At 66.0% G+C, this 18,131-nt stretch carries 20 protein-coding genes and 1 pseudogene; 6 read left to right on the top strand and 15 right to left on the bottom strand.

What is annotated here, in order from left to right:
- Nucleotides 1–42 precede the first annotated feature (42 nt).
- Nucleotides 43–456, bottom strand: coding sequence for a hypothetical protein (locus AB0D18_RS05445; RefSeq protein ID WP_362413145.1), 414 nt, complete (start codon nucleotides 454–456; stop codon nucleotides 43–45).
- Nucleotides 453–860 carry an ATP-binding protein gene (locus AB0D18_RS05440; protein WP_362413142.1) on the bottom strand — a complete coding sequence of 136 codons (408 nt, stop codon included), beginning with the start codon at nucleotides 858–860 and terminating at the stop codon, nucleotides 453–455. The genes AB0D18_RS05445 and AB0D18_RS05440 overlap by 4 nt, the downstream gene beginning before the upstream one ends.
- A 200-nt stretch (nucleotides 861–1,060) precedes the next feature.
- Here AB0D18_RS05440 and AB0D18_RS05435 point away from each other — a divergent pair, with 200 nt between their 5' ends.
- Nucleotides 1,061–1,915, top strand: a complete 855-nt coding sequence (locus tag AB0D18_RS05435) for a helix-turn-helix transcriptional regulator (protein WP_362413139.1) — start codon at nucleotides 1,061–1,063, stop codon at nucleotides 1,913–1,915.
- Nucleotides 1,912–2,136, top strand: a complete 225-nt coding sequence (locus AB0D18_RS05430; protein WP_362413136.1) for a DUF397 domain-containing protein — start codon at nucleotides 1,912–1,914, stop codon at nucleotides 2,134–2,136. The genes AB0D18_RS05435 and AB0D18_RS05430 overlap by 4 nt, the downstream gene beginning before the upstream one ends.
- A 169-nt stretch (nucleotides 2,137–2,305) precedes the next feature.
- Here the strand turns inward: AB0D18_RS05430 and AB0D18_RS05425 are convergent, their stop codons facing one another.
- The 12 genes from AB0D18_RS05425 to AB0D18_RS05370 form a co-directional block, all read right to left on the bottom strand.
- The gene (locus tag AB0D18_RS05425; RefSeq protein WP_362413133.1) at nucleotides 2,306–2,599 is read right to left on the bottom strand and encodes a hypothetical protein; all 294 of its coding nucleotides are present in this window, start codon (nucleotides 2,597–2,599) and stop codon (nucleotides 2,306–2,308) included.
- 99 nt (nucleotides 2,600–2,698) lie between these two features.
- On the bottom strand, nucleotides 2,699–3,160 hold the full coding sequence (locus AB0D18_RS05420; protein ID WP_362413130.1) for a hypothetical protein: 462 nt from the start codon (nucleotides 3,158–3,160) through the stop codon (nucleotides 2,699–2,701).
- Nucleotides 3,157–4,596 carry a TraM recognition domain-containing protein gene (locus tag AB0D18_RS05415; RefSeq protein WP_362413127.1) on the bottom strand — a complete coding sequence of 480 codons (1,440 nt, stop codon included), beginning with the start codon at nucleotides 4,594–4,596 and terminating at the stop codon, nucleotides 3,157–3,159. Before AB0D18_RS05415 ends, AB0D18_RS05420 begins: the two co-directional genes overlap by 4 nt.
- Before the next feature lie 62 nt (nucleotides 4,597–4,658).
- Nucleotides 4,659–4,898 carry a hypothetical protein gene (locus tag AB0D18_RS05410; RefSeq protein WP_362413124.1) on the bottom strand — a complete coding sequence of 80 codons (240 nt, stop codon included), beginning with the start codon at nucleotides 4,896–4,898 and terminating at the stop codon, nucleotides 4,659–4,661.
- Complete coding sequence (locus AB0D18_RS05405) at nucleotides 4,898–5,245, bottom strand: DUF6238 family protein (protein WP_362413121.1); 348 nt, start codon at nucleotides 5,243–5,245, stop codon at nucleotides 4,898–4,900. The genes AB0D18_RS05410 and AB0D18_RS05405 overlap by 1 nt, the downstream gene beginning before the upstream one ends.
- 48 nt (nucleotides 5,246–5,293) lie before the next feature.
- On the bottom strand, nucleotides 5,294–6,730 hold the full coding sequence (locus AB0D18_RS05400; protein WP_362413118.1) for an ATP/GTP-binding protein: 1,437 nt from the start codon (nucleotides 6,728–6,730) through the stop codon (nucleotides 5,294–5,296).
- Entirely contained in the window at nucleotides 6,727–8,250 is a 1,524-nt protein-coding gene (locus AB0D18_RS05395; RefSeq protein WP_362413115.1) for an SCO6880 family protein, read from the bottom strand. The genes AB0D18_RS05400 and AB0D18_RS05395 overlap by 4 nt, the downstream gene beginning before the upstream one ends.
- A gap of 6 nt (nucleotides 8,251–8,256) precedes the next feature.
- Nucleotides 8,257–9,936: a hypothetical protein gene (locus AB0D18_RS05390; protein ID WP_362413112.1), complete on the bottom strand. Its 1,680-nt coding sequence runs from the start codon at nucleotides 9,934–9,936 to the stop codon at nucleotides 8,257–8,259.
- The gene (locus AB0D18_RS05385; protein ID WP_362413109.1) at nucleotides 9,917–10,876 is read right to left on the bottom strand and encodes a hypothetical protein; all 960 of its coding nucleotides are present in this window, start codon (nucleotides 10,874–10,876) and stop codon (nucleotides 9,917–9,919) included. The genes AB0D18_RS05390 and AB0D18_RS05385 overlap by 20 nt, the downstream gene beginning before the upstream one ends.
- Before the next feature lie 328 nt (nucleotides 10,877–11,204).
- Complete coding sequence (locus AB0D18_RS05380) at nucleotides 11,205–11,552, bottom strand: hypothetical protein (protein WP_362413106.1); 348 nt, start codon at nucleotides 11,550–11,552, stop codon at nucleotides 11,205–11,207.
- Nucleotides 11,553–11,606: 54 nt separating this feature from the next.
- Complete coding sequence (locus AB0D18_RS05375; protein WP_362413103.1) at nucleotides 11,607–12,587, bottom strand: NlpC/P60 family protein; 981 nt, start codon at nucleotides 12,585–12,587, stop codon at nucleotides 11,607–11,609.
- A 13-nt stretch (nucleotides 12,588–12,600) separates the two neighbouring features.
- Nucleotides 12,601–13,005 carry a hypothetical protein gene (locus AB0D18_RS05370; protein ID WP_362413100.1) on the bottom strand — a complete coding sequence of 135 codons (405 nt, stop codon included), beginning with the start codon at nucleotides 13,003–13,005 and terminating at the stop codon, nucleotides 12,601–12,603.
- 487 nt (nucleotides 13,006–13,492) lie between these two features.
- Here AB0D18_RS05370 and AB0D18_RS05365 point away from each other — a divergent pair, with 487 nt between their 5' ends.
- From AB0D18_RS05365 to AB0D18_RS05350, 4 genes and pseudogenes are all read left to right on the top strand, one after another.
- The gene (locus AB0D18_RS05365) at nucleotides 13,493–14,347 is read left to right on the top strand and encodes a hypothetical protein (protein WP_362413097.1); all 855 of its coding nucleotides are present in this window, start codon (nucleotides 13,493–13,495) and stop codon (nucleotides 14,345–14,347) included.
- A 198-nt stretch (nucleotides 14,348–14,545) separates the two neighbouring features.
- Nucleotides 14,546–14,953, top strand: coding sequence for a hypothetical protein (locus AB0D18_RS05360; RefSeq protein WP_362413094.1), 408 nt, complete (start codon nucleotides 14,546–14,548; stop codon nucleotides 14,951–14,953).
- Between the two features lie 511 nt (nucleotides 14,954–15,464).
- Nucleotides 15,465–15,830: a hypothetical protein gene (locus tag AB0D18_RS05355; RefSeq protein WP_362413091.1), complete on the top strand. Its 366-nt coding sequence runs from the start codon at nucleotides 15,465–15,467 to the stop codon at nucleotides 15,828–15,830.
- Between the two features lie 1,190 nt (nucleotides 15,831–17,020).
- Nucleotides 17,021–17,440 (top strand): annotated as a pseudogene (locus AB0D18_RS05350) (transposase); the annotation flags it as partial.
- 48 nt (nucleotides 17,441–17,488) lie between these two features.
- Here AB0D18_RS05350 and AB0D18_RS05345 read toward each other — a convergent pair.
- On the bottom strand, nucleotides 17,489–18,112 hold the full coding sequence (locus AB0D18_RS05345; RefSeq protein WP_362413088.1) for a hypothetical protein: 624 nt from the start codon (nucleotides 18,110–18,112) through the stop codon (nucleotides 17,489–17,491).
- Between the last annotated feature and the right edge of the window lie 19 nt (nucleotides 18,113–18,131).

Raw genomic sequence — 18,131 nt, 5'->3', positions numbered from 1 at the left:
TGGTGGGGTGAGCTGCGTGGCACCAGTAGGCGCGCGGAAGGTTCATTGCCCGGCCCCCGCACGGATCGGCACCACCGGGCAGGGTGCACGGTCTGGGTCCTGCTGGGGGAAGAAGATCGGGCGGACGGAGAACTCGTAGTAGGCGTCCCCGTCGGAGACGAGGTGCACGTACATCTGCTCGTCCGCGAGCGAGGCAATGATCTGCCGCGCCTCCCAGCCGTCCCGTAACCACTGGAACGCGGCCGACCGTGCGGCGAAACCTTCCATCCTCCAGGCCACCCGCCGTACGCGGAGGCGGAGTTGGGCCACAGCCCGTACTTCCGTGGTGCAGGCCCACCCGCCGAGCTGGTAGCCCTTCAGGTGCACACCGGTCGCGGCACGGTATCCGTTGACCTCCACCCAATACCCGCCCAGGGAGCGGGCGTTCAAGCGGGGCAGCACCATCGTGTCGCTCATGCCGCACCCAGAAGTCCGGAGGCGCGGAACTCGATCCAGACGTCCTTGCCCGAATCCGTCGGCTCGGCACCCCAGGCGTCAGCGGTCTCGCTGAGCATGAACATCCCGCGCCCGCGCTCGCTGTCCCATTCCGGCACACTCACCACGGGCAGTTCCGGACTGGTGTCGCTCACGACGATGCGCACCCGCGACGGGGACGCTTGGAGCAGCAGCACGCACTCGTCCGAACCCGCGTGACGGTTCACGTTGGACAGCATCTCCGTGACGCACATCGCGGCGGCGTCCACGACCTGATCCCAGCCCCAGCTACGTACGTGGGCCGCGACGGTCTGACGTAGTCCGCTGAGATGTTGCGGGTCGACGGTCAGCTCTTGCCTGTACTGCTCTGTGTCTGCCTCTGCCATGAGGGTCATGGCTCCTCCGCGCCGATCAGCGCATAGCAAATGATCAACACCACGTCACACCGTGGGTGCTGTGGGTCACAGGCAAGATGGTGGCGTGCGAACCATCACCAAGGCAAGTATTCCTACGAACTCTCTTTCCTGTGGCATGAGTTGGCATATGACAGTTGTGTGCTGGAAGAGCGAACGGTCATCATGTGGCCATGGCTCAGAACGAGATGCCCACGATGCGTAGCCGCCGTCTCGGCGGGGAGCTTCGCCGCCTTCGTGTGGAGGCCGGCCTCAAGGTGCAGGATGCTGCCGAGGCGCTTGAGTGCGGCCAGCCCAAGATCAGTCAGATCGAGAACGGCAAGCGCGGCATCAGGCCACTCGACCTAACAACTCTGCTGAACCTCTACCAGGTTGAGGGCGATCAGCAGCGCGGGAACATCAAGCGCCTCGCCAAGGAGATCCACAAGGTGGACTGGTGGAGCGGCCAAGGTCCCCTGCTGCACGACTCCTTGCGGGACTACCTCACGCTGGAAGCCGATTCGCAGGTCTCCCGGATGTACGAACCTGGCGTCATTCCCGGACCGTTGCAAACGGAGGAGTACATGCGGGAGATGTTCACCACCGTGGAGCCCAGCGAGCGGGTCGACAGGTTGGTGGAGACGAGGAAGAAGCGCAAGGACTTGCTGGCTGACGGACGCAGTTTCCGCCTCCGCACGATCATCGACACCCCCGCCCTGCACCGCATAGGCGGAGGGAGTGACATCGTCCGCGGCCAGCTCCGCCACCTGCTGGAAGCTGGGGAACAGCGCAACATCACCATCCAGATCCTCCCGCTGAATGCAACGCTCCCCATGGAGCAGTACGTGCCCTACACGATCTTCGGGCTGCGGGGCGAACCACCGGTAGACGTAATCTGGTTGGAGCACATCACGGGTGGTACGTTGCTTGAACAGCAGCGAGATGTTCAGAGGTATGCCAAGGCTTGGGATGATCTGACGGCCGCTGCAATGTCCCCATCTGAATCACAGCAGTACATTCGTGATCTCATCGAGGAAAGTGGATCATGACCCAGGAGTCAGCGCCCCGTACGACCGTGGACGAACTGGAGGGCGCGTTCTGGCACAAGAGCTCCTACAGCGGTACGGACAACAACTGCGTGGAGCACGGGCAGCTTGTCACCGGCCGCCATGCCGTACGAGACACCAAGTGCCGTGAACGAGGAGTCCTGCTCTTCGATGCAACTACCTGGCAGAACTTCGTAGACAGCATGCACAGCAGGACTGTCTAGCGTGCTTGCTGAGCCTCTTGCCTCCCATCGGAGGCAAGAGGCTTTTGTGTGTGCTCTGGAGCCGAGTTCGGGATGACCGCCACACCTTTCGAGCAGACTGTGTGGCTTGGCTCGCCGACGGGACCGAGCTGGCAGCTACCCATCTGAGACGGGACGTGCACCCGCTCCTTTACTCCCATGCACTCCACTCCAGGTAGGCGGAGAGGAGAAGTTCGGACTCCGAGGACAGAGTGGCCGCCCGCATCTGGTCACCATCGCGGTACGTCAAGCTCCCAGGCACACCCTCGACGGCTGGGTGGTAGTCCCCTCGGGACAACGTAGCGAGCACCCTGCTGTGCAGTCCCTCGCGCATCAGCAGGGAGAGCGCGAGGGGAACGGCAAGGTCGGCCTTTGGGTCCGACAGCACTCTGTTCATGAGCGCCTTGGCTTCACCGCTGGGCATCTCGTTCGTCTGCTCGGTCATGGATCCAGTATCGCGACCCGCCCTTGTCACGCACATGAATTCGCCCACTCTGGCCGGGCACTCACCGGCCGACCCCAGCCCCCGCCACCGCGTGCGGGCTTACCCGTCGGCGTGCCACACGCTGAGTTGAAAACGCGAGGGGCGAGGGTCGTGACGCCCCACCCGGCACTGATCCGCGCCCCTTCCGAGCATCACGTTCATCCGAGTGGTGAAGCGTTCATACTGCTCGTGCCAGACGACGGTGGTGCCTGCGTTCACGTAGGCGTCGTCTCGCGCGAATGCCAACGCGGCGACTTCGTACGCAAGTTGCTGATGCTCTTTCCAGCAGGGCGGGATCACGTGGTTTGGCTGCCATGCGTACGTCGTGTTCAGCCAGCGGCACACGCTGTCGGTCCAGTTCAGCATGACCGAAGCGAGTGGTTCGGGGAGAGCGCCGATGTCCCACGGGGGTGGGGCATCCGCCAGCTCTTCATCGACAGCCCGTTCTGACAAGTACGTAGCGATCAACGCAGGTACTTCAGGAAAGCGGTCGAAGCCGGGAGGAGCCCCCACAACGGTCATGCGGCAGCTCCTTGCTGTGCGCTCCACTGGGCCGCGTGCTCCGCAGCCTGCTTCTTCTGTGCAGCATCGGCACGGTTGCGTTCCGTTTCGTTTGCTCGCCGCAACGCTGTGATTTCCTCGGTGATCGTCGGCCAGGATTCCCATGTCCACATGCCGTCCAGCTTCGTTACGACGGGGGGAAGGTTGTCCGCGAGGATGAGGGCCTGGCCCTCCTTCAGTCCCTTGATCTGATCGGGTCGAAGGACGGGTTCGAGCGCCATGTGGGTGGCGGTCGAAGTGCCTCCCCGCTCCCCGCTGTTGGTCGTCTTGGTCGTACGGCGGCGTTCGACCTGGCCGCAGAGGTCGGCCATGTCGCGGAGGAAGGCGGGGTCCTTCGAGCCGCCGAAGACGACGAGGTTGTTGGTGAAACTCGCCAGTTCTTTCGCGGTGTCCGCACCGAATCGAGCTTCGGCGGATGCCCATCCCTGCAAGCCGTAGATGACGGTGATGCCCCGCCCGCGGCCGTCGGCGACACGTTGGCGCAGGCTCGGGATGGGGGCGATGTTCGGTGCTTCGTCGAGGGCACCGAGGAGGGCAGGGTCGAGACGGCCGGCGGGGGACTCGATCGCGACTTCCTCCGCGATGTCGAACAAGTCCTCCGTCACCGCTGTGGTCAGCGGGGCGATGGAGTTGACTGCAGAGTCCTTCCCCAACAGGTAGACCGTTCCCCCGGCTGCCAGCACCGACCGGAAGTCGGTGCTCTCGTCGCCGTCGCCCACCAGGGCGTTCACGACGGCGTGATGCGCGAGCGGCTCCAGGGCCGCGGCCAGTGTGATCGCGGTGTTTCCCACCGTACGGTCGTCGCCGCTTGTCGAGGTGAGGAGCATGTCCGCCCATCCCGGCCCGGCGCCCGGGTGGGCGTTGAGTATGCCGAGGGGCGTGGGGTCGGTGATCTTTCTGGCCCACTTGAGGAGCTGCGGGAGGTCGACGCCGTCCAGCGCGGCGGCGTGCAGAAGACAGGCCAGGACCTTGCTTGCCTGCCCCTTATAGAACGTCGATCCTTCGGAGGACTGCGACACCGCTCCCGGCGTACGAGAACCCGCGACGAACGCCTTCGCGCGCGACATCGCGGTCAGCGTCGACTCGGCGCCCGCCATGGGAGACCAACGGAACCTTGGGAGCGACGGGGCGAGGTTCTGTGGGTCGAAGGCCAGCGTGGGGCGGTCGCCAGTCCGCCGCGCGTCGAGCGTCAGCTCCACCAGGTCAGGCTTCGTGGACGTGGCGACTACCGGCCCCCGCCACTCACGGATCAGAGGAGCGAAGAAGCGCGTGGTTTTCCCGCTGCCCATGGGGCCGATGACGCGGCACGCCTTGTCAGCGCGCGACCACAGATCCAGGCCCTTCGGCCTGACAGACCTGCCCAGTGGGTAGCCGAAGTCGTATGGGATGTGGTGCATGGGACGTACTCCGCGGAGGTTGAAGAGCGTGAATTTCTTGCGGCCGTACGGCGACGGGGCGGTCAGCGGTCCGTCTTGGAAAGGTTCACCCGACGTGCAGGCGGGGTCAGCAGCCCCGGACGTATCTCGGTCGCACGGAGAACCGACTTGGCCGACAGCTGACGCCGGAGCGCCGCTTTCGACGCGAACCCCGCGTTGCGGCGAGTGCGTACCGCCGTCGCCCAGAGGACGATCAGCCCCACCCCGCCCAGCACCACCACGCCGTACAGCAGGTACGAGAACCCCTGCGGCAGCAGGTTCATCACGCGCCCCTGCGGGCCGCCCGTGCGACGAGATAGCGCATTCGACGGGTACAGAGCCGAGCGAGCGGGGCAGCCGGACCGGCATGACGGGGTGGGGCGGAGTGGTACGCCAGGTGGAGCTCCTCCGCCGCCCGCCAGAGGTGGCCCACGGCTGCTCGCGCATGTCCGCCGGCCGCGTGCGAGTCGTCGCTTTCGAGGTCGGCCGCCAGCTGCGACGTCCGATGCGCGGCATGGAGGAACTCGGCGTGCAGCGCGTCGACGTCCCCTCGAACGGGACGGACAAGTACGTCCGTTGCTTCGGGCGCTTCCGCTTTCTCGTCGGAGCTGACAAGGGACAGGGCGGGCATGGAGAACCTCCAGAGCGTTGCGGGAAGGGCGGGCGGCGTTCCTGCCGGTCAGTCCGTGGACGGGTCGGTGGTTGCCAGATCGGTCATGGACCCGGAGGAGAAGCAGAGGTGCTGTTCGGCTTCGGTCAGCAGGTGCTGCACCCCGGGGTAGATCACCTCGCCGACCTTCCAGAGCGCGATTCCGCGCCGCAGCCGCATGATGTGCTCGGGCGTCCAGCCCGGCAGGCCGAGGCGCTTCGCGGTGTCTTCCGCCTCGGACTTCTTCATGCTGTAGACGACGATCGTGTCCGCCATCTTCAGCGCGGCCTGCGTCTCCGAGCTGTCGTCGACGTCGCTCAGGTGGTGGACGATGAAGATGCAGGAGAGCCCGTAACCGCGCGCGAACTTGAGGAACTTCTCCAGCAGGCTCGCGAGCTGAGGCGTGCCGAGGATGTGCCAGGCTTCCTCGCAGACGAGGATGCGCTTGCGCTGGGTGTAACGACGGCAGCCTGTAACGGAGTTGGCGCCCAGTTCCCACGCGCCGGATGCCGTGTCGATGACCGTGCGGTCGTGGTGCTCGGGGCCCTGTCCGCACTCGCAGACGGCGCGCAGCCACACTTCCTCCAGGAAGACGCTGATGACCGCGACGAGGATCGTCATGGCGATGCCGCCGGAGGGAACCTTGGTGAGGTCGAAGACGACCATGTCCGCGTCGAGGTCGATGTTCAGGCTGGTCGGTCCGTCGAGCATCCCCGTCAGGTCGCCGGTGGTGTCGCCGTCGCTGCCGCACAGCCGGTCCAGGACGTATGACGCTTCGAGACCGTCGCCAAGCAGCTCGTCGCGGGTGCGCTGCTTGGCCAGCGCGTCCGCCTCCTCCGGGGCCCGGAGTGCTGCCGCAACATCGGTGAGGACCGGAGTCCGTCCCTCCTGGGCCGACAGGCGGTGGGCCTGCCGGATGGCGATGCGAAGCGCCGAGCCCGCGAACTCGTCCAGCTTCTTTCCCAGACCGAGTTCCACGATGGTGCGGACGAGTTCGATCTGCCGCTTGCCCGCGATGGCCGGGTCCATCGGGTTCACGCAGGAGGCACCGTTGCCGCCGCCCGGTGCGAACTTCACCGGGGCGTGTCCGGTGAGCGAGCGCCCTAGGGCTGCCCACTCGCCCTCCTGGCGCTCCTTCTGTTCCTTGGTGTCCAGGACGACGACCTGTCGGCCGAGGCGGATCTGACGGGCTGTGTACGTCTTGACCAGGGCGCTCTTCCCGCGGCCGGTGTCGCCTAGCACAAGCATGTTGCCGCCCGGCAGGCCGTCGCCGAAAGCACAGAACGGGCAGTAGATGAAGGCCTTGCCGGAGTACAGCTCACGGCCGATCACTGCGCCCGCCGAGCCGAGCGAGGGCGGCGCGATGGGCAGGAAGAGGGCCTGACTGCTGGTGGTCGCGGTGTAGAGCGGGCGCCGCACGGTCGCGTGCAGCGGCTTGAGCGGGATGAGGTCGAGAAGGTCGGTCACTGGATGCCTCCGGCGAAGGGCAGGGTCGTGGCGAAGGCACGGGCGTGCTCGATGTCGAGCCATTCGATCCGCAGGTTCGCACCGCGGGCACGCGAGCCCGCGGTCCGCTTCGTACGCTCCAGCTCCTTGGCACTGCGGGCGGAGATCGTCATGTAGCCGACGACAGCCGCGCCGGCCGCGCCCGACTCGGCGAGCGCCATGCCGCGCGAACCGGTGGCTGCGGCGGCGATCAGGTCGCGGGGGTCGATGTTCTTGCCGCGCTGCGAGTTGCGGAGCATCTCGCCCTGGTTGTTCGTGTCCTCGTCGAGCATCCGGTCCACGGCCTTGCCGTTGGGCTCCAAGTCCTGCGTGATGGCGATGCTGCGGATCACGTCCGGCATGCCGATGAGGAGCGGCGAGAGGAAGTCGGGGCCCACCGGCGTCACCGGCCAGTCCGTCACGGCAGCGGTCGCATGGAACCAGGAGTCGGTGGACCCGGCGGCGCGGGTGGCGACGTGCGCCCCCTCCCGTACGTCGACGTTGCGCGGGAAGGCGTGCGCCTGCGGGAGACCGGTGTCCCAGATCGCGTGGTCGGGGTCGTACGAGTTCCGGATGAGTGCGGTGAGCCCGCGTTCGTCGAGAGGCGCGACCACCGAGAGGTCGGCGTCCTCGCAGCGCGACCACAGCTCTTCCATGTACGAGGCCATCGTGGCGGCGATCCCCTCGTCACCGGTGCCCCGGGTGGAGGCGTCGGCGGCGAAGTCACGGTTGAAGCGTGCGTGAGCGGTGACGTAGTAGCGGTGTTCCTCGGCGGACGTGGAGACCGCTTCGGAAAGCGCGTCGTACGAATCCTTAAGCCACGTCGGCGAGTTGGCGGTGGCCGACGACTCGTCGCGCTGGGCTATGAAGCGCTGGTGGGCGTGCGGATCGCTCTTGAGCTGGCGGGCAATGACCTGGATGCGCTTGACGGGGTGCTCTTCGGTGTTGCCGAAGGCGTCCAGCAGCTCGCCCCAGCGTTCGAGGGCAACGACCTGCTCGCTGGCCTCCTTGCCGCCGAGGCCGGGTGAGGTGACTTCGAGGGTGGCGGTGACGCAGCGGGATTCGGGCTGGAGGACGACCACGGCCTTCTGCCCGCGGATGGTCACCGGCAGCCACGTCATCCCGGCGATGCCCTCCGGCTCGGCGAGTGCAGCAGCCGGAACGGTGCCGTCCTTGCGGACACCGGCTTCCACTGCCGGGGACACCCAGACTCCGCCGGTGCGGCGCAGGGCCATGCGGTGGTAGCGCGTGATCCGCCACCACTTGTAGATCGTCCGCCGCTGGGACGTTCCCTTAGGCCGGTACGGGAGGTAGACCACGACCAGCGCGGCCACGATCGGTGCCACCGCGCCGAAGGCCGCAAGCGCGGTGAATCCGGCGAAGGCGTAGCCGCACACGAGCCCCAGAGCTGCACCAGCGCCCAGCACCACTTGCTCTCCGAGGTCGCTCCGGCCGAACAGGCCGGTCGGGCGGTGCTTGCCGAATTGATACGTACGAGACATCTGAGATCACTGGTCCTTGCCGGTGGAGGGCTTGCGTGGGGCCGACGACCCACCGGGCGGTCGCATCGGGGGCATGGGGATGGTTGAGGGGCCGGAGCCGGGACGGGCGCTGGGGGGAGGGGAGGAAGGCGGGGAGGAGCCCGCCGACGGGCGGGGCGACGGCCCGGAGTAAGGAGACGGACGCCGGGGGTTCGAGCCCGGAGACGGAGCACTCGGGGCGGGCGGCGCCGGTGTCGACGGGCCGGAGGGAGCGCCCGCCGGCCCGTTACCGGGAGACTGGCGGGGGACCCGTGAGGAACCCGGGCCCGCACTGCCCGTGGGGCCGCTGCCCGATCCGCCGGGCCGCGTCATTGTCGGGGCACCCGCCCCGCCGTCGCCGCCACCCTGCCCAGGCGTACCGGAACTCTCGGAGCCCGCATCGGCTCCCTGCATTCCGGGCGAGGAATCCACCTTGTTCGTGACGGCGTCTGCGCCGATCTTCGCCCCGGCGAGAGCCATCGCCGCAGGAGCAGCAGCGGTTCCCATCGGGCCCTTGCCGCCCGACTTCGCCGCGGAAGCACCCGCCTTCGCGGCTCCAGGCTTCTTCCCGCCGACCAAGGCGTCCTGAATCCGCGAGCCCATCGCCCGGTTGGCATGAGCCGCAGGCCCGTCCACGGCCGCCATGGGTCCGGCGGAGGAAGCTGTCTTACGGTCCTGGCTCAGTTGCGCCATCTCGTCGCCGAACGCCGGGACCCACTTGTAGAGGGTCGCCGAGGCGAAGACGGCGAGTAGGAGGATCAGCGCGCCGATCAGAACTCGGGAGGTGGTGTCCTCCATGTTGCCCGTGGAGTCGCTCATGATCGCGCCACCCAGGCCCAGCAGAGCGAACAAGACCGGCTTGCTCAGCGCGAGGGCGACGAGTGCACCGACCCACTTCTTGCTCTTGCCCCACAGGTCCCGGTCGACCAGGCCGCTGTTGACCAGCGGTCCCAGCGCCACGCCCACGTAGATGGCCGCGCCCCGGATCAGCAGCTCGATCCACATCAGCAGCGCGCCGCACACCATCAGCAGGTTCACGATCAAGAGCTGCATGACGCCCTGGTTGGGTGCCACCGCCATGACCTTCAGCATGTTCTCCAGGAACGGCTTGAAGTTCGCCGTGGCGTACGGCTCGAAGACCGCAGTGACCTCGTCGACCGCCTTCAGGAACAGCCCGATCACGCCGGGCGTCAGCGCGTTGACGACGAACTGAAGCACCAGGAAGCCGACAGCTTCCGACATCGCCTTCATCAGTGGCACACCGCGCACTGCACGCTTCGCCACGGCGATGAACCAGAGCGCTGCGGTGATCAGAGAGGCCGCAGCAAAGATGATCGCGTACTGCTTCAAGAACCCGGGACTGGTCAGGTCGATCTTGCTGCTGTTCTGCATCAGCTCCAGCATCTTGCGCAGGAACCAGAGGTTGGCGTCGACGATCTGCTGGAGGATGAAGCCGATCGGGTCGGCCACGAAGTCGATCGCCTTCTTGGCGTCGCAGACCATCGGGATGTAGCAGAAGGGGTTGGCGGTCGCTGCCGGTACGAAGATGAAGCCGAGTACGACGTTCACCCAGGCCACGGCGTACAGCCGGCGCCCGATCGTGGAGCGCGGACGGGAACGGTCGACGGTCAGCAGACCAGGAGCGTCCTCACGCAAACGCAGCCGCATCAGCCACACCTCCCACGTCGCTGAACTGGGGCGCAGGCGTCGCTTGTTCGGTGGGGGACTGGGACGGCACCAGCGGCTCCGACGGTGAGACCGACAGCGCCTTCCACGTGCCACCGGACCAGATGAGATCGACGCTCATCCGCAGGAATGCGACCTGGGGACGCAGGGTCTCGTCGTCACCGGCCACGCCGCCGACCGACGCCGTCCACAGTTCGACACTGGCCGCCTGGTCCGAGTACGTACGCGTCCGCGTGGCGAGCACACCGGTCCGCGTGACCAGAGTGCCGCCGTCGGCAGACTTGCCGTCCGTGCCCACCCCGCGGTTCTCCGCGACGAGACCCGCCGTCGAATCGGCGTCCCGCTTCATGTCTGGCAGGGCGCTGGGCGCGCTGGTGCTGTTCAGCACGGTGTGACGCCAGGCGGAATCGGTGAAGAAACGAGGGTCGCCGTGCAGCAGAACAGAGTTGACCGCCGCGGACCGGGCGCCCCGTACGTCGCGCCGGTACGGGCCCGGGAGTCCGGCACCGTCCGTGGAGCCGCTCGCCACAGGATCATCGGCCCGAGCAGGCACGTAATCGGCGAAGTCCGCCGCCACATTGGTCGCCTGGTCCGTCGAGACCGGCGCCACATGCCCCTTGCCCGTGGAGAACGCGGAGATCTTCCAGTCGCCCGACTCCCAGACCAGATTGACCGTGTCGGAACTGAACCCAGTCGTCGGCACCCGCCCGCCGACCGTGTTCCCGCGTACCGCAGTTGTCCACAGGCGAATCACCGCCCTGTGGATATCGAACGCCAGTACTCGCCCTGACAGGACACCTGTCCGCGCGATGACCGTCTTCGGGTCCGGCCTCGCCGCACCGCCCCTCAGCTGCTGCGAGGAGGCGTTGGTCGAACTGTCCGCCTCCCTGCGCAGGGCTGAGGCCGCCTGCTCGGAGGACATCGCGTCAACGACTCGATGCCGTTCGGAGGCGTTCGTCAGAAAGCCAGAACTTCCCCGTGCTACCGCGAAGTTGGCAGCCGCCGCCTTCGCACCGGCCTCCGTCCGCGGGTACTTGCTCGGAACCCCGTCCTTGAACGTGAACGGTGAGACCGTTCGGGCGGGAGCGGAGCCGTTACTGCTCCCCTGTCCGGGTGCCGAGGCGGGAGGGGACGGTGCAGAGATGGTCAGGCTGAGGACCGCTCCCGTCACGGTCGTCGCGGCGACTATGCCAGCAGCAACCCCCCAGGCGCGTGCTCTGGTTGGGCTCCTCTTCGGTGTGCTCCTCACGTCACACACCCATGCCGTACGTGATCGTGAAGAGGGTGCCGAAGGACGCGACGAGGAACACGACGACCAGGCCGCCCACCATCATTCCCTTGCCCCGGGAGGAGTCCATGGTCGAGTGACCGTCGCCCACCCACCCCTTGCTCTTCGCGAGGCCCGTGAAGAAGGCGCCGGCTCCAGTGACCAGGACGAGCGCGGCCAGGACGCCCAGCAGAATCTTTGAGGTTCCGCCGAGCTTGTTGAACGGCCCCCAGTCTGGCTTCACCCCCGATACGACGTCGATACCGGCCGCGAGGGTGGAGAACTGACCGTGGACAGCCGGGTCGGCGGCGACGGAGAGCAGGTTGTGCATGACGGATTCCTTCGTTCGTGCAGAGCGCTGTAAATGGGGAGAGAAACGTTTCTTCTACGCGATATGGCGCATGGCCAGGACCTGATCGGTCCAAAACGAGAGGGGCTTGATGCGGACCTGCACGCCGGTGTGCGGGGCGTCGATCACTTGCGAGCCACCGATGTACATCCCGACGTGTTCGGGGTGAGCGGCGGAGCCGACGGAGAAGAGGAGGTCGCCGGGCCGAAGCTGGGCCATGATCTTGACCGGGGTGCCCATGTTGACCTGGTCGTACGTGACCCTCGGAAGGTTCACACCGCCCGCAGCCCAGGCCATCTTGGTCAGCGAGGAGCAGTCGCAGCCGCCCGCGCCGGTGTAGGGCGCAACGCAGTCACCGCCCCACTGGTACCAAGTGCCCAACGCCCGCTTGGATGCTGCGATGGCGCGTGCCGCGCCCTTGCCCGCAGGAAGCGGGGATGGCCCGGCGCTTGATGCCCACTTCTCGGCGTAATGCCGGATCTTCTTGACGTAGTCGCGGGTCTCTGGGAACGGCGGGATGCCGCCGAACTTCTTCACGGCGCCACCGCCCGCGTTGTACGCGGCGAGCATGTTGTCCGTGCTGTCCCCCGGCACACCCTTGACCTCGTCGGCCAGGACACAGTCGTAGTGGGCCTGCGCCGCGATGGCATCGGCGGGCTCGAAGACGTCCCTCTTCCCGTCTCCGTTTCCATCAACGCCGTACGCTGCCCACGTAGCGGGCATGAACTGGGCGATGCCCAGCGCGCCAACGTTGGACTTCGCGGCCTTGTCGAAGGTCGACTCGCTGAAGAGCTGGGCGGCCAGCAGGGACTCCGTGACCTGTGGGCACTTCCCCGCGTTCTTCTTGATCAACGGCCGCACCCAGTCCGGCACTGGGGAATCGGGCGTCAGCCCAGCCCCCGCGCCGGCCTCGTCTGCCTTGGCACTGTCGGCACCGCCGAGAAGCATCAAGAACCCCATGAACGCGGCCACACAGACCAGCAGCAGGGCAGCCAGAGCCGCCAAAACCTTCTTCATCGCCCTGACCCCGTCAGGCCCACGGCAGGTCAGTGACCTGCCAGCCCTTCGCGGAACGGGAGAGCCGCACCGCGAACTGGCCGGCTTCCCGCCGTAGGGGACCCGACTTCGGGGCAGTCGCCTGGACGTACGAGACGCGCGCCAGCGCCGAGGAGCTGTCGGGCGCCGGAGCTCCGTCCGGCACGTAGACGTCGGTGACCTTGACGGTCACCAAAGCCTGTTCACGACGCAGCGCCGACCAGGGAGCATCTTGTGCGGGGCGCTTCTGGGAGAGCACGGCACCGAGGTCAGCCGAGGCGTACCGGGCGGCGCGCTGTCCCGCGTCGGAGTAGGACGCGTCGTGACCATCCCGCGCGTCGTGCTGGAGATAGGCGGTCGCGAACTCCCGGGCCGTTACCGCAGCGTCCCTTGGAAGCATCGGAGAAGGCTTTCCGGCACCTGGGTCGGGCAACTGAGTGGGACCCGATTCAGGCCTCACATCAGCAATGTTGTTGCTAGGTGCGGCGCTTGAAGCTGAGGAATTGGGGCTGGTGGTGAATGCCAGCGCAGCCGCAGTTATGCCAACTCCTATCGCTCCGACTATTGCTATAGGGCGGGTTGGAAAAGACATGGCAGGACCACAACCTCGTACTGAATAGAGAGAGGCTGAGTGGCTCTTGGGTCCGCCCTTACTGGCGGAGCTAGTCGCCGGTAGGGGATTCACTCCGGAGGCCCCAATATCTCAGCAGCCCGTTTACGCAATGCACTGTTCGGGCGTGGCAAGATTCTTGCACTGGCTTCCCGTTCAATTCTTCGCGCAAATAGTTCACTGAACTATTGATCAGAGGTAGGTGTGGGCGAAAGTAGGAACTCGTGTTTCCGTGCCCCAGCCAGGACTGTCGGCTCCTCGCGTATCCTCATAGCTTGTGAAGGCTCTACAAACTCTGTGGGTCCACGCGCGTAGCGGGTGGAACACGAACGACCTGTCTCATTCCCAGAAGACCGAGTACGAGTGCCTCCTTGGCCTGTTCAAGGAAGGTGGGTACGAGGAGGCCGAAGCCGGCGCGAGGGCGCTCGCCGCCTCGCCGAGGCGGCCGTGGGCCCGAGGGCCTGTGTCGGGCAGGGTGGGACGGTTCCTTGCCACTGGCGCTGCCGTGGCACACGGGCGCGGAGCCGAGGTGAAGGGCGAACTGGAAGCCCTGATCAAAGAGATGGAACCCCTCACGGGCTCTGGCCGGGTCTCCTATTTGATGGCCCGTACATTCAGGGTGAGGATTCTTCTCCAGCAGGGGGAGTACGCCAGAGCAGAAGCAGACACAGAGGACCTTCTGCAAGCCACGAACATCTCCGCTCCCCAGCACCCCGCCGACACGTGGCCGATACAGCAGGCGGCACTGGTCTGCCTGGCCGACGCCCAGTGCGGACAGGGCCGCTACACGGAAGCGGAAGCCATTGCCCGCGGGAACCTGCCCCGTGCTGATGACTTCTCAGCGACCAACCTGCGCACCGTTCTGGTGCGCAGTCTCAACGGGCAGGTCAGGTTCGAAGAGGCTCTGGCGGAGGCTCGCACCTTTGCCCCACGACCGTCAGTCCAGGCAACCGGTGCCCTGGACATCGCCGTGGCCACAGCCCTGTACGGGACGGGCGACCGTCCACAGGCGCTGCAGACGGCCCACAGGGCACTGGCAGCGTGCGAGCAGCACCTGCATCCGATCCACCCCCGCATATCGGAGGCTCGGATGCTGGTAAACCGCATCACCGCTGGCCACCCCCTCCCCTGAGTGCAAGGCAGCACGCGGCGCTCACCGAGGGCGCGGGCCTCGACGCCTTCATGGCGCTGGTTCCACCGCCCCTGGAGTCGTATCTGGGCGAGGGCACATGGGAGCAGGTCGTCGAGCGGCTTGGTACCCGGCTGCCGCCGGACTTCGTGGCGCTTCGCGGAGTGGTACGGGGCGGGCAACTGGAGCTGGTGGCTGGACATGAGCGCCCCTCAGTCCCTGGACCGGCCACGGGAGCAGGGGCTCGCGACCACCATCGAGGACATGCTTGACGGATACCGCCAACTGCGCGCCGCCCATCCCCAGTACTACCCGATGCCCGCGTGGCCCGAGCCCGGCGGCTTCTTGCCGTTCGCGTCGACGATCGACGGGGACCAGATCGGCTGGTGCGCGGACGGCCCGCCCGAGACATGGCGCGTAGCCGTCAACCCACGCCACTGCGACCAAGGACCGCCCCTGCCAGGCGACTTCACGGCAACCCTGCTCACGTGGTTGCGCGGCGGCCCCGCCGAATCCGGCTTCCCCGGTCTGACCGGCCGGGACCTGCATCCGCTGGACGTCATGTTTTCGAACCGTTCGGGCCGGGCGCGCCGTGGTGAAGGCCCCTAGAAACCGCCACGGGCTGACTGGGGCCTAGCTCTAACGGATTGAGCGGTTTCCACGAATGAGTGAACACCGGCGGTGCCCCCCCCGTGCGTCCGACACCTGGTCGGTTTCTGGGCCGGACCTCCCCCCCCGTACACGGCCTGAGCACCTTTGTTAGGGCCTCTTGCTGTCGAATTGCATAGTCGCACCTGTGCCTCAGGCGTCAGCAGTTGTTGCGAGGGACGACCGCACGGACCCCGTGGGGCAGGCCACGGCCAATAGGAAGGATCATTTTCGGACGTTGCCGATCCAATCCAGACGATACATTGCAAAGAATCGATCAAGGCGGGTCACCTGGTATCCCTTTTGGGGGTTATGGGAGTCTCGCATTTCCCTAAATAGCGGTAAATGGGGCTAAATCTAATTTCTTTACTATCTCGCCTCTCCCTTCTAATCTGATCGCGCTCCAATAGTCCCAAGTGGCACTTAGGCCTCAAGGGTGATCTGTTGGGCAATAGGGGAATAGAGGACGAGTATGAGTTTGGTCCGTAGGACTGCTGCCCTCGCGGGGCTTTCTGCCACCGCTGTCGTGGCGATGGCTTTGCCGGCCCAGGCTGCAACGGGGACTTGGGAGATTACTGTTGCCTATTGCAATGTCAAGCAGCAGGTCCAGCTGCAAGGAAGCCCTCAGCATGACTACATGCGTTATTACACGAATGGCGGGTCGAAGGACTGCCGGGCGTGGATATTCAACCCCACCACCAAGGGCTCAATCGCCGAGGTCGAAATAACCACCAATGGGGCGTACTACAGCAAGTGGTATTACAACGGCCCTGAGTACGAGATGCAGGTTTGCGTGAACGGCCCGTCAGGCCAGCTGGGTTGCGGCCCGATCAACTGACAAACAGGGCACTCAGTTATATCTCGGGGCGTATAGGGCACTCCTGTACGCCCCGCGCTCCATTGAGGGTTCAAGCTGTAGAGTTTGCGCTAAGGGTGAGCGTGACCCCCCTGAAATACGGCCCCACTCCGGCTTCAAGGATAGTGATGTTCGCAAAGAGTCCCCGTGATTTCCGCCTCTTTCTTGGAATGATAGTTGCGGCGTCTTCTCTAGTGGCGTCATCTGGTTGCGCTCTCAAGGGAGGGGAGAATTCACCTTTGCCTGCGGCCACACCGAAGGCCAGGAGTGCGGCCGATAGTCCCCCTGCTCGTCGAGCAGACGGGGGGCGCCTCGTCGTAGTGGACGGCTGCAAGATTTATCAGCAGGTTAAGCCCGGTGCCATGCGTTGGTACACCCCAGGTGGATCTAATGGATGTAGGGCGTGGGTTTTCCAGCCAGGGATGGAAAATACTCTGGGCGAGAAGGAACTTGAGAATAGCAAGGCGTTTTATAGCGAGTGGTATACCGTATCTTCCGCCCGGGAGCCTGCCGTGTGTGTGAATAATGACTACGGAGTCATGGCCTGCGGGCCGGATAGCTGAGCGCCTTCGCACCCTGTTACTCACAGCCGTGGCCGCAGGTGGGGAGATGCGGGCGCAACCTGTGCAGGGTGCAGGTGGAACGGAACGGAACACGCCCTGGCTGGTGGTGCGGTGGGACGGCTAACAGTGGAAGCCGGTGACTGTGGCTCCGGACTTCGCGGCTCGGCAGCGGATCATGTTCGGCCACGGTGAGGGAAACGCTGCCGGGGGCGGGGATGTGGCGGCTCCGGTGAAGCCGCTAGCGTAGTGCGGGCGTTCGCCCCGGGGAGCCCTTCGAGGTGAGGTGGAGTAACCGCGGCCGGCAAAGTGCTTCTCTCTCGGCTGTTCGTGAGGGTGTGGGTACTCGACGACGGTATCGGACCGGCTCTGTCTGCACGCGATCCTGTCGTCCTCTACAACGACATGGCCGGGTAACTCCTGGCCCTTGAGCTGGGATTCGGCTCCGGAGAGACGTGCTGGCGGCGGATGTAGCGGTGGCAGAGGGCGGGGGTCTTCCGACCGGTTGCACCAGCTTCTGCTCTCAAAGCTGAACGCGGCCGGCGAACTCGACTGGTCACGGGCGTGCGTGGATGGTTCTCACATCCGTGCGAAAAGGGGGGCGCCGACACCGGTCCGTCGCTGGCCGACCGGCGGAAGACGGGCAGCAAACACCACCTGATCTGCGACGGGCGCGGCACCCCGCTCAAGGTCATCACGACCGCGGCCAATGTCAACGACGTCACCCAGACCCTCGCCCTGGTCGACGGCACCCCACCCGTCGCGGAGTCGCCCAGGCCAGCCCCGCCCCAGACCCGATGCCCTCCTCGGGGCAAGGGCTACGACTCCCACGCCCATCGCGACGAACTGCCTCACCGGCGGATCCTGCTCGTCATCTCCACGCAGGGAGCCCCGAACATCAAGGGCCTGGGCAAGCTGCGCTATGTCGTCGAGCAGACCTTCGCCCTGCTCCACCAGTCAAGCGCCTCGCCGTTCGGCGGGAACCGCGCACCGAACTCCACGACGCCTTCGTCTCCCTGGCCTGCAGCCTGATCTGCTGGAGACGCCTCAAGGCGACCCGCTCATGATCGTGTGACGAGCTCAAGGCGCCCAGCTCTTGACGGTAATGATGTCGGAGAGGGCGACAGCAACCCAGGGGGCGGAGGTACCTTCCAGCAACAGTGGGGCACACGTGGTGTACGACAGCGCCAACGCTCCTTGTTGAGGCATTACCTCGTAAGCGTCGAGGAGTGCGTGGTCAAAAGGCAACCACGTGCGGCTTCTGAACGGTATAACTCGCAGGCCGACAGACGTCAGGACCACGCGAGCGGAGACGTGATCGCGCCACCGTTCCTCTGCCTCCGCTTCTGCTTCGTACGCTCGCCGAGCCGCGAGCGCAGGATTGTCGACCCAGCGGCGACCGAAGGCCGGGTGGTCCTCGTAGAAGCCCGCCCGTCCGCGTGGGTAGACGACCTCTGTTGAGTACCAGCGGGCCATGGTGCAGGTGACATCTGTGTATGGAACCTCGCCGCTCTGGAGGGCGAGGCCGGGGGCGGGAACCGGCCGGAGAGAGCCGCCGGCCTGGAGGTACTGGGAGAGGGCGGATGCCGCTTCCTGTCCTTCCTGGAGTGTCATTTCGCGTGAGCGGTGACGGGCCCATTTCACTGAGGGATCTTCCTCCTTGGCGCAGGTGGCCGTGACGCCGAAGATCGGCGTCACGGCCACAGTTGAACGGTAAGTACAG

The organism is Streptomyces sp. NPDC048442, assembly GCF_040651475.1.
In the GTDB taxonomy this organism is placed as follows: Bacteria; Actinomycetota; Actinomycetes; order Streptomycetales; family Streptomycetaceae; genus Streptomyces.
This window is presented reverse-complemented; position numbering and strand designations above follow the sequence as displayed.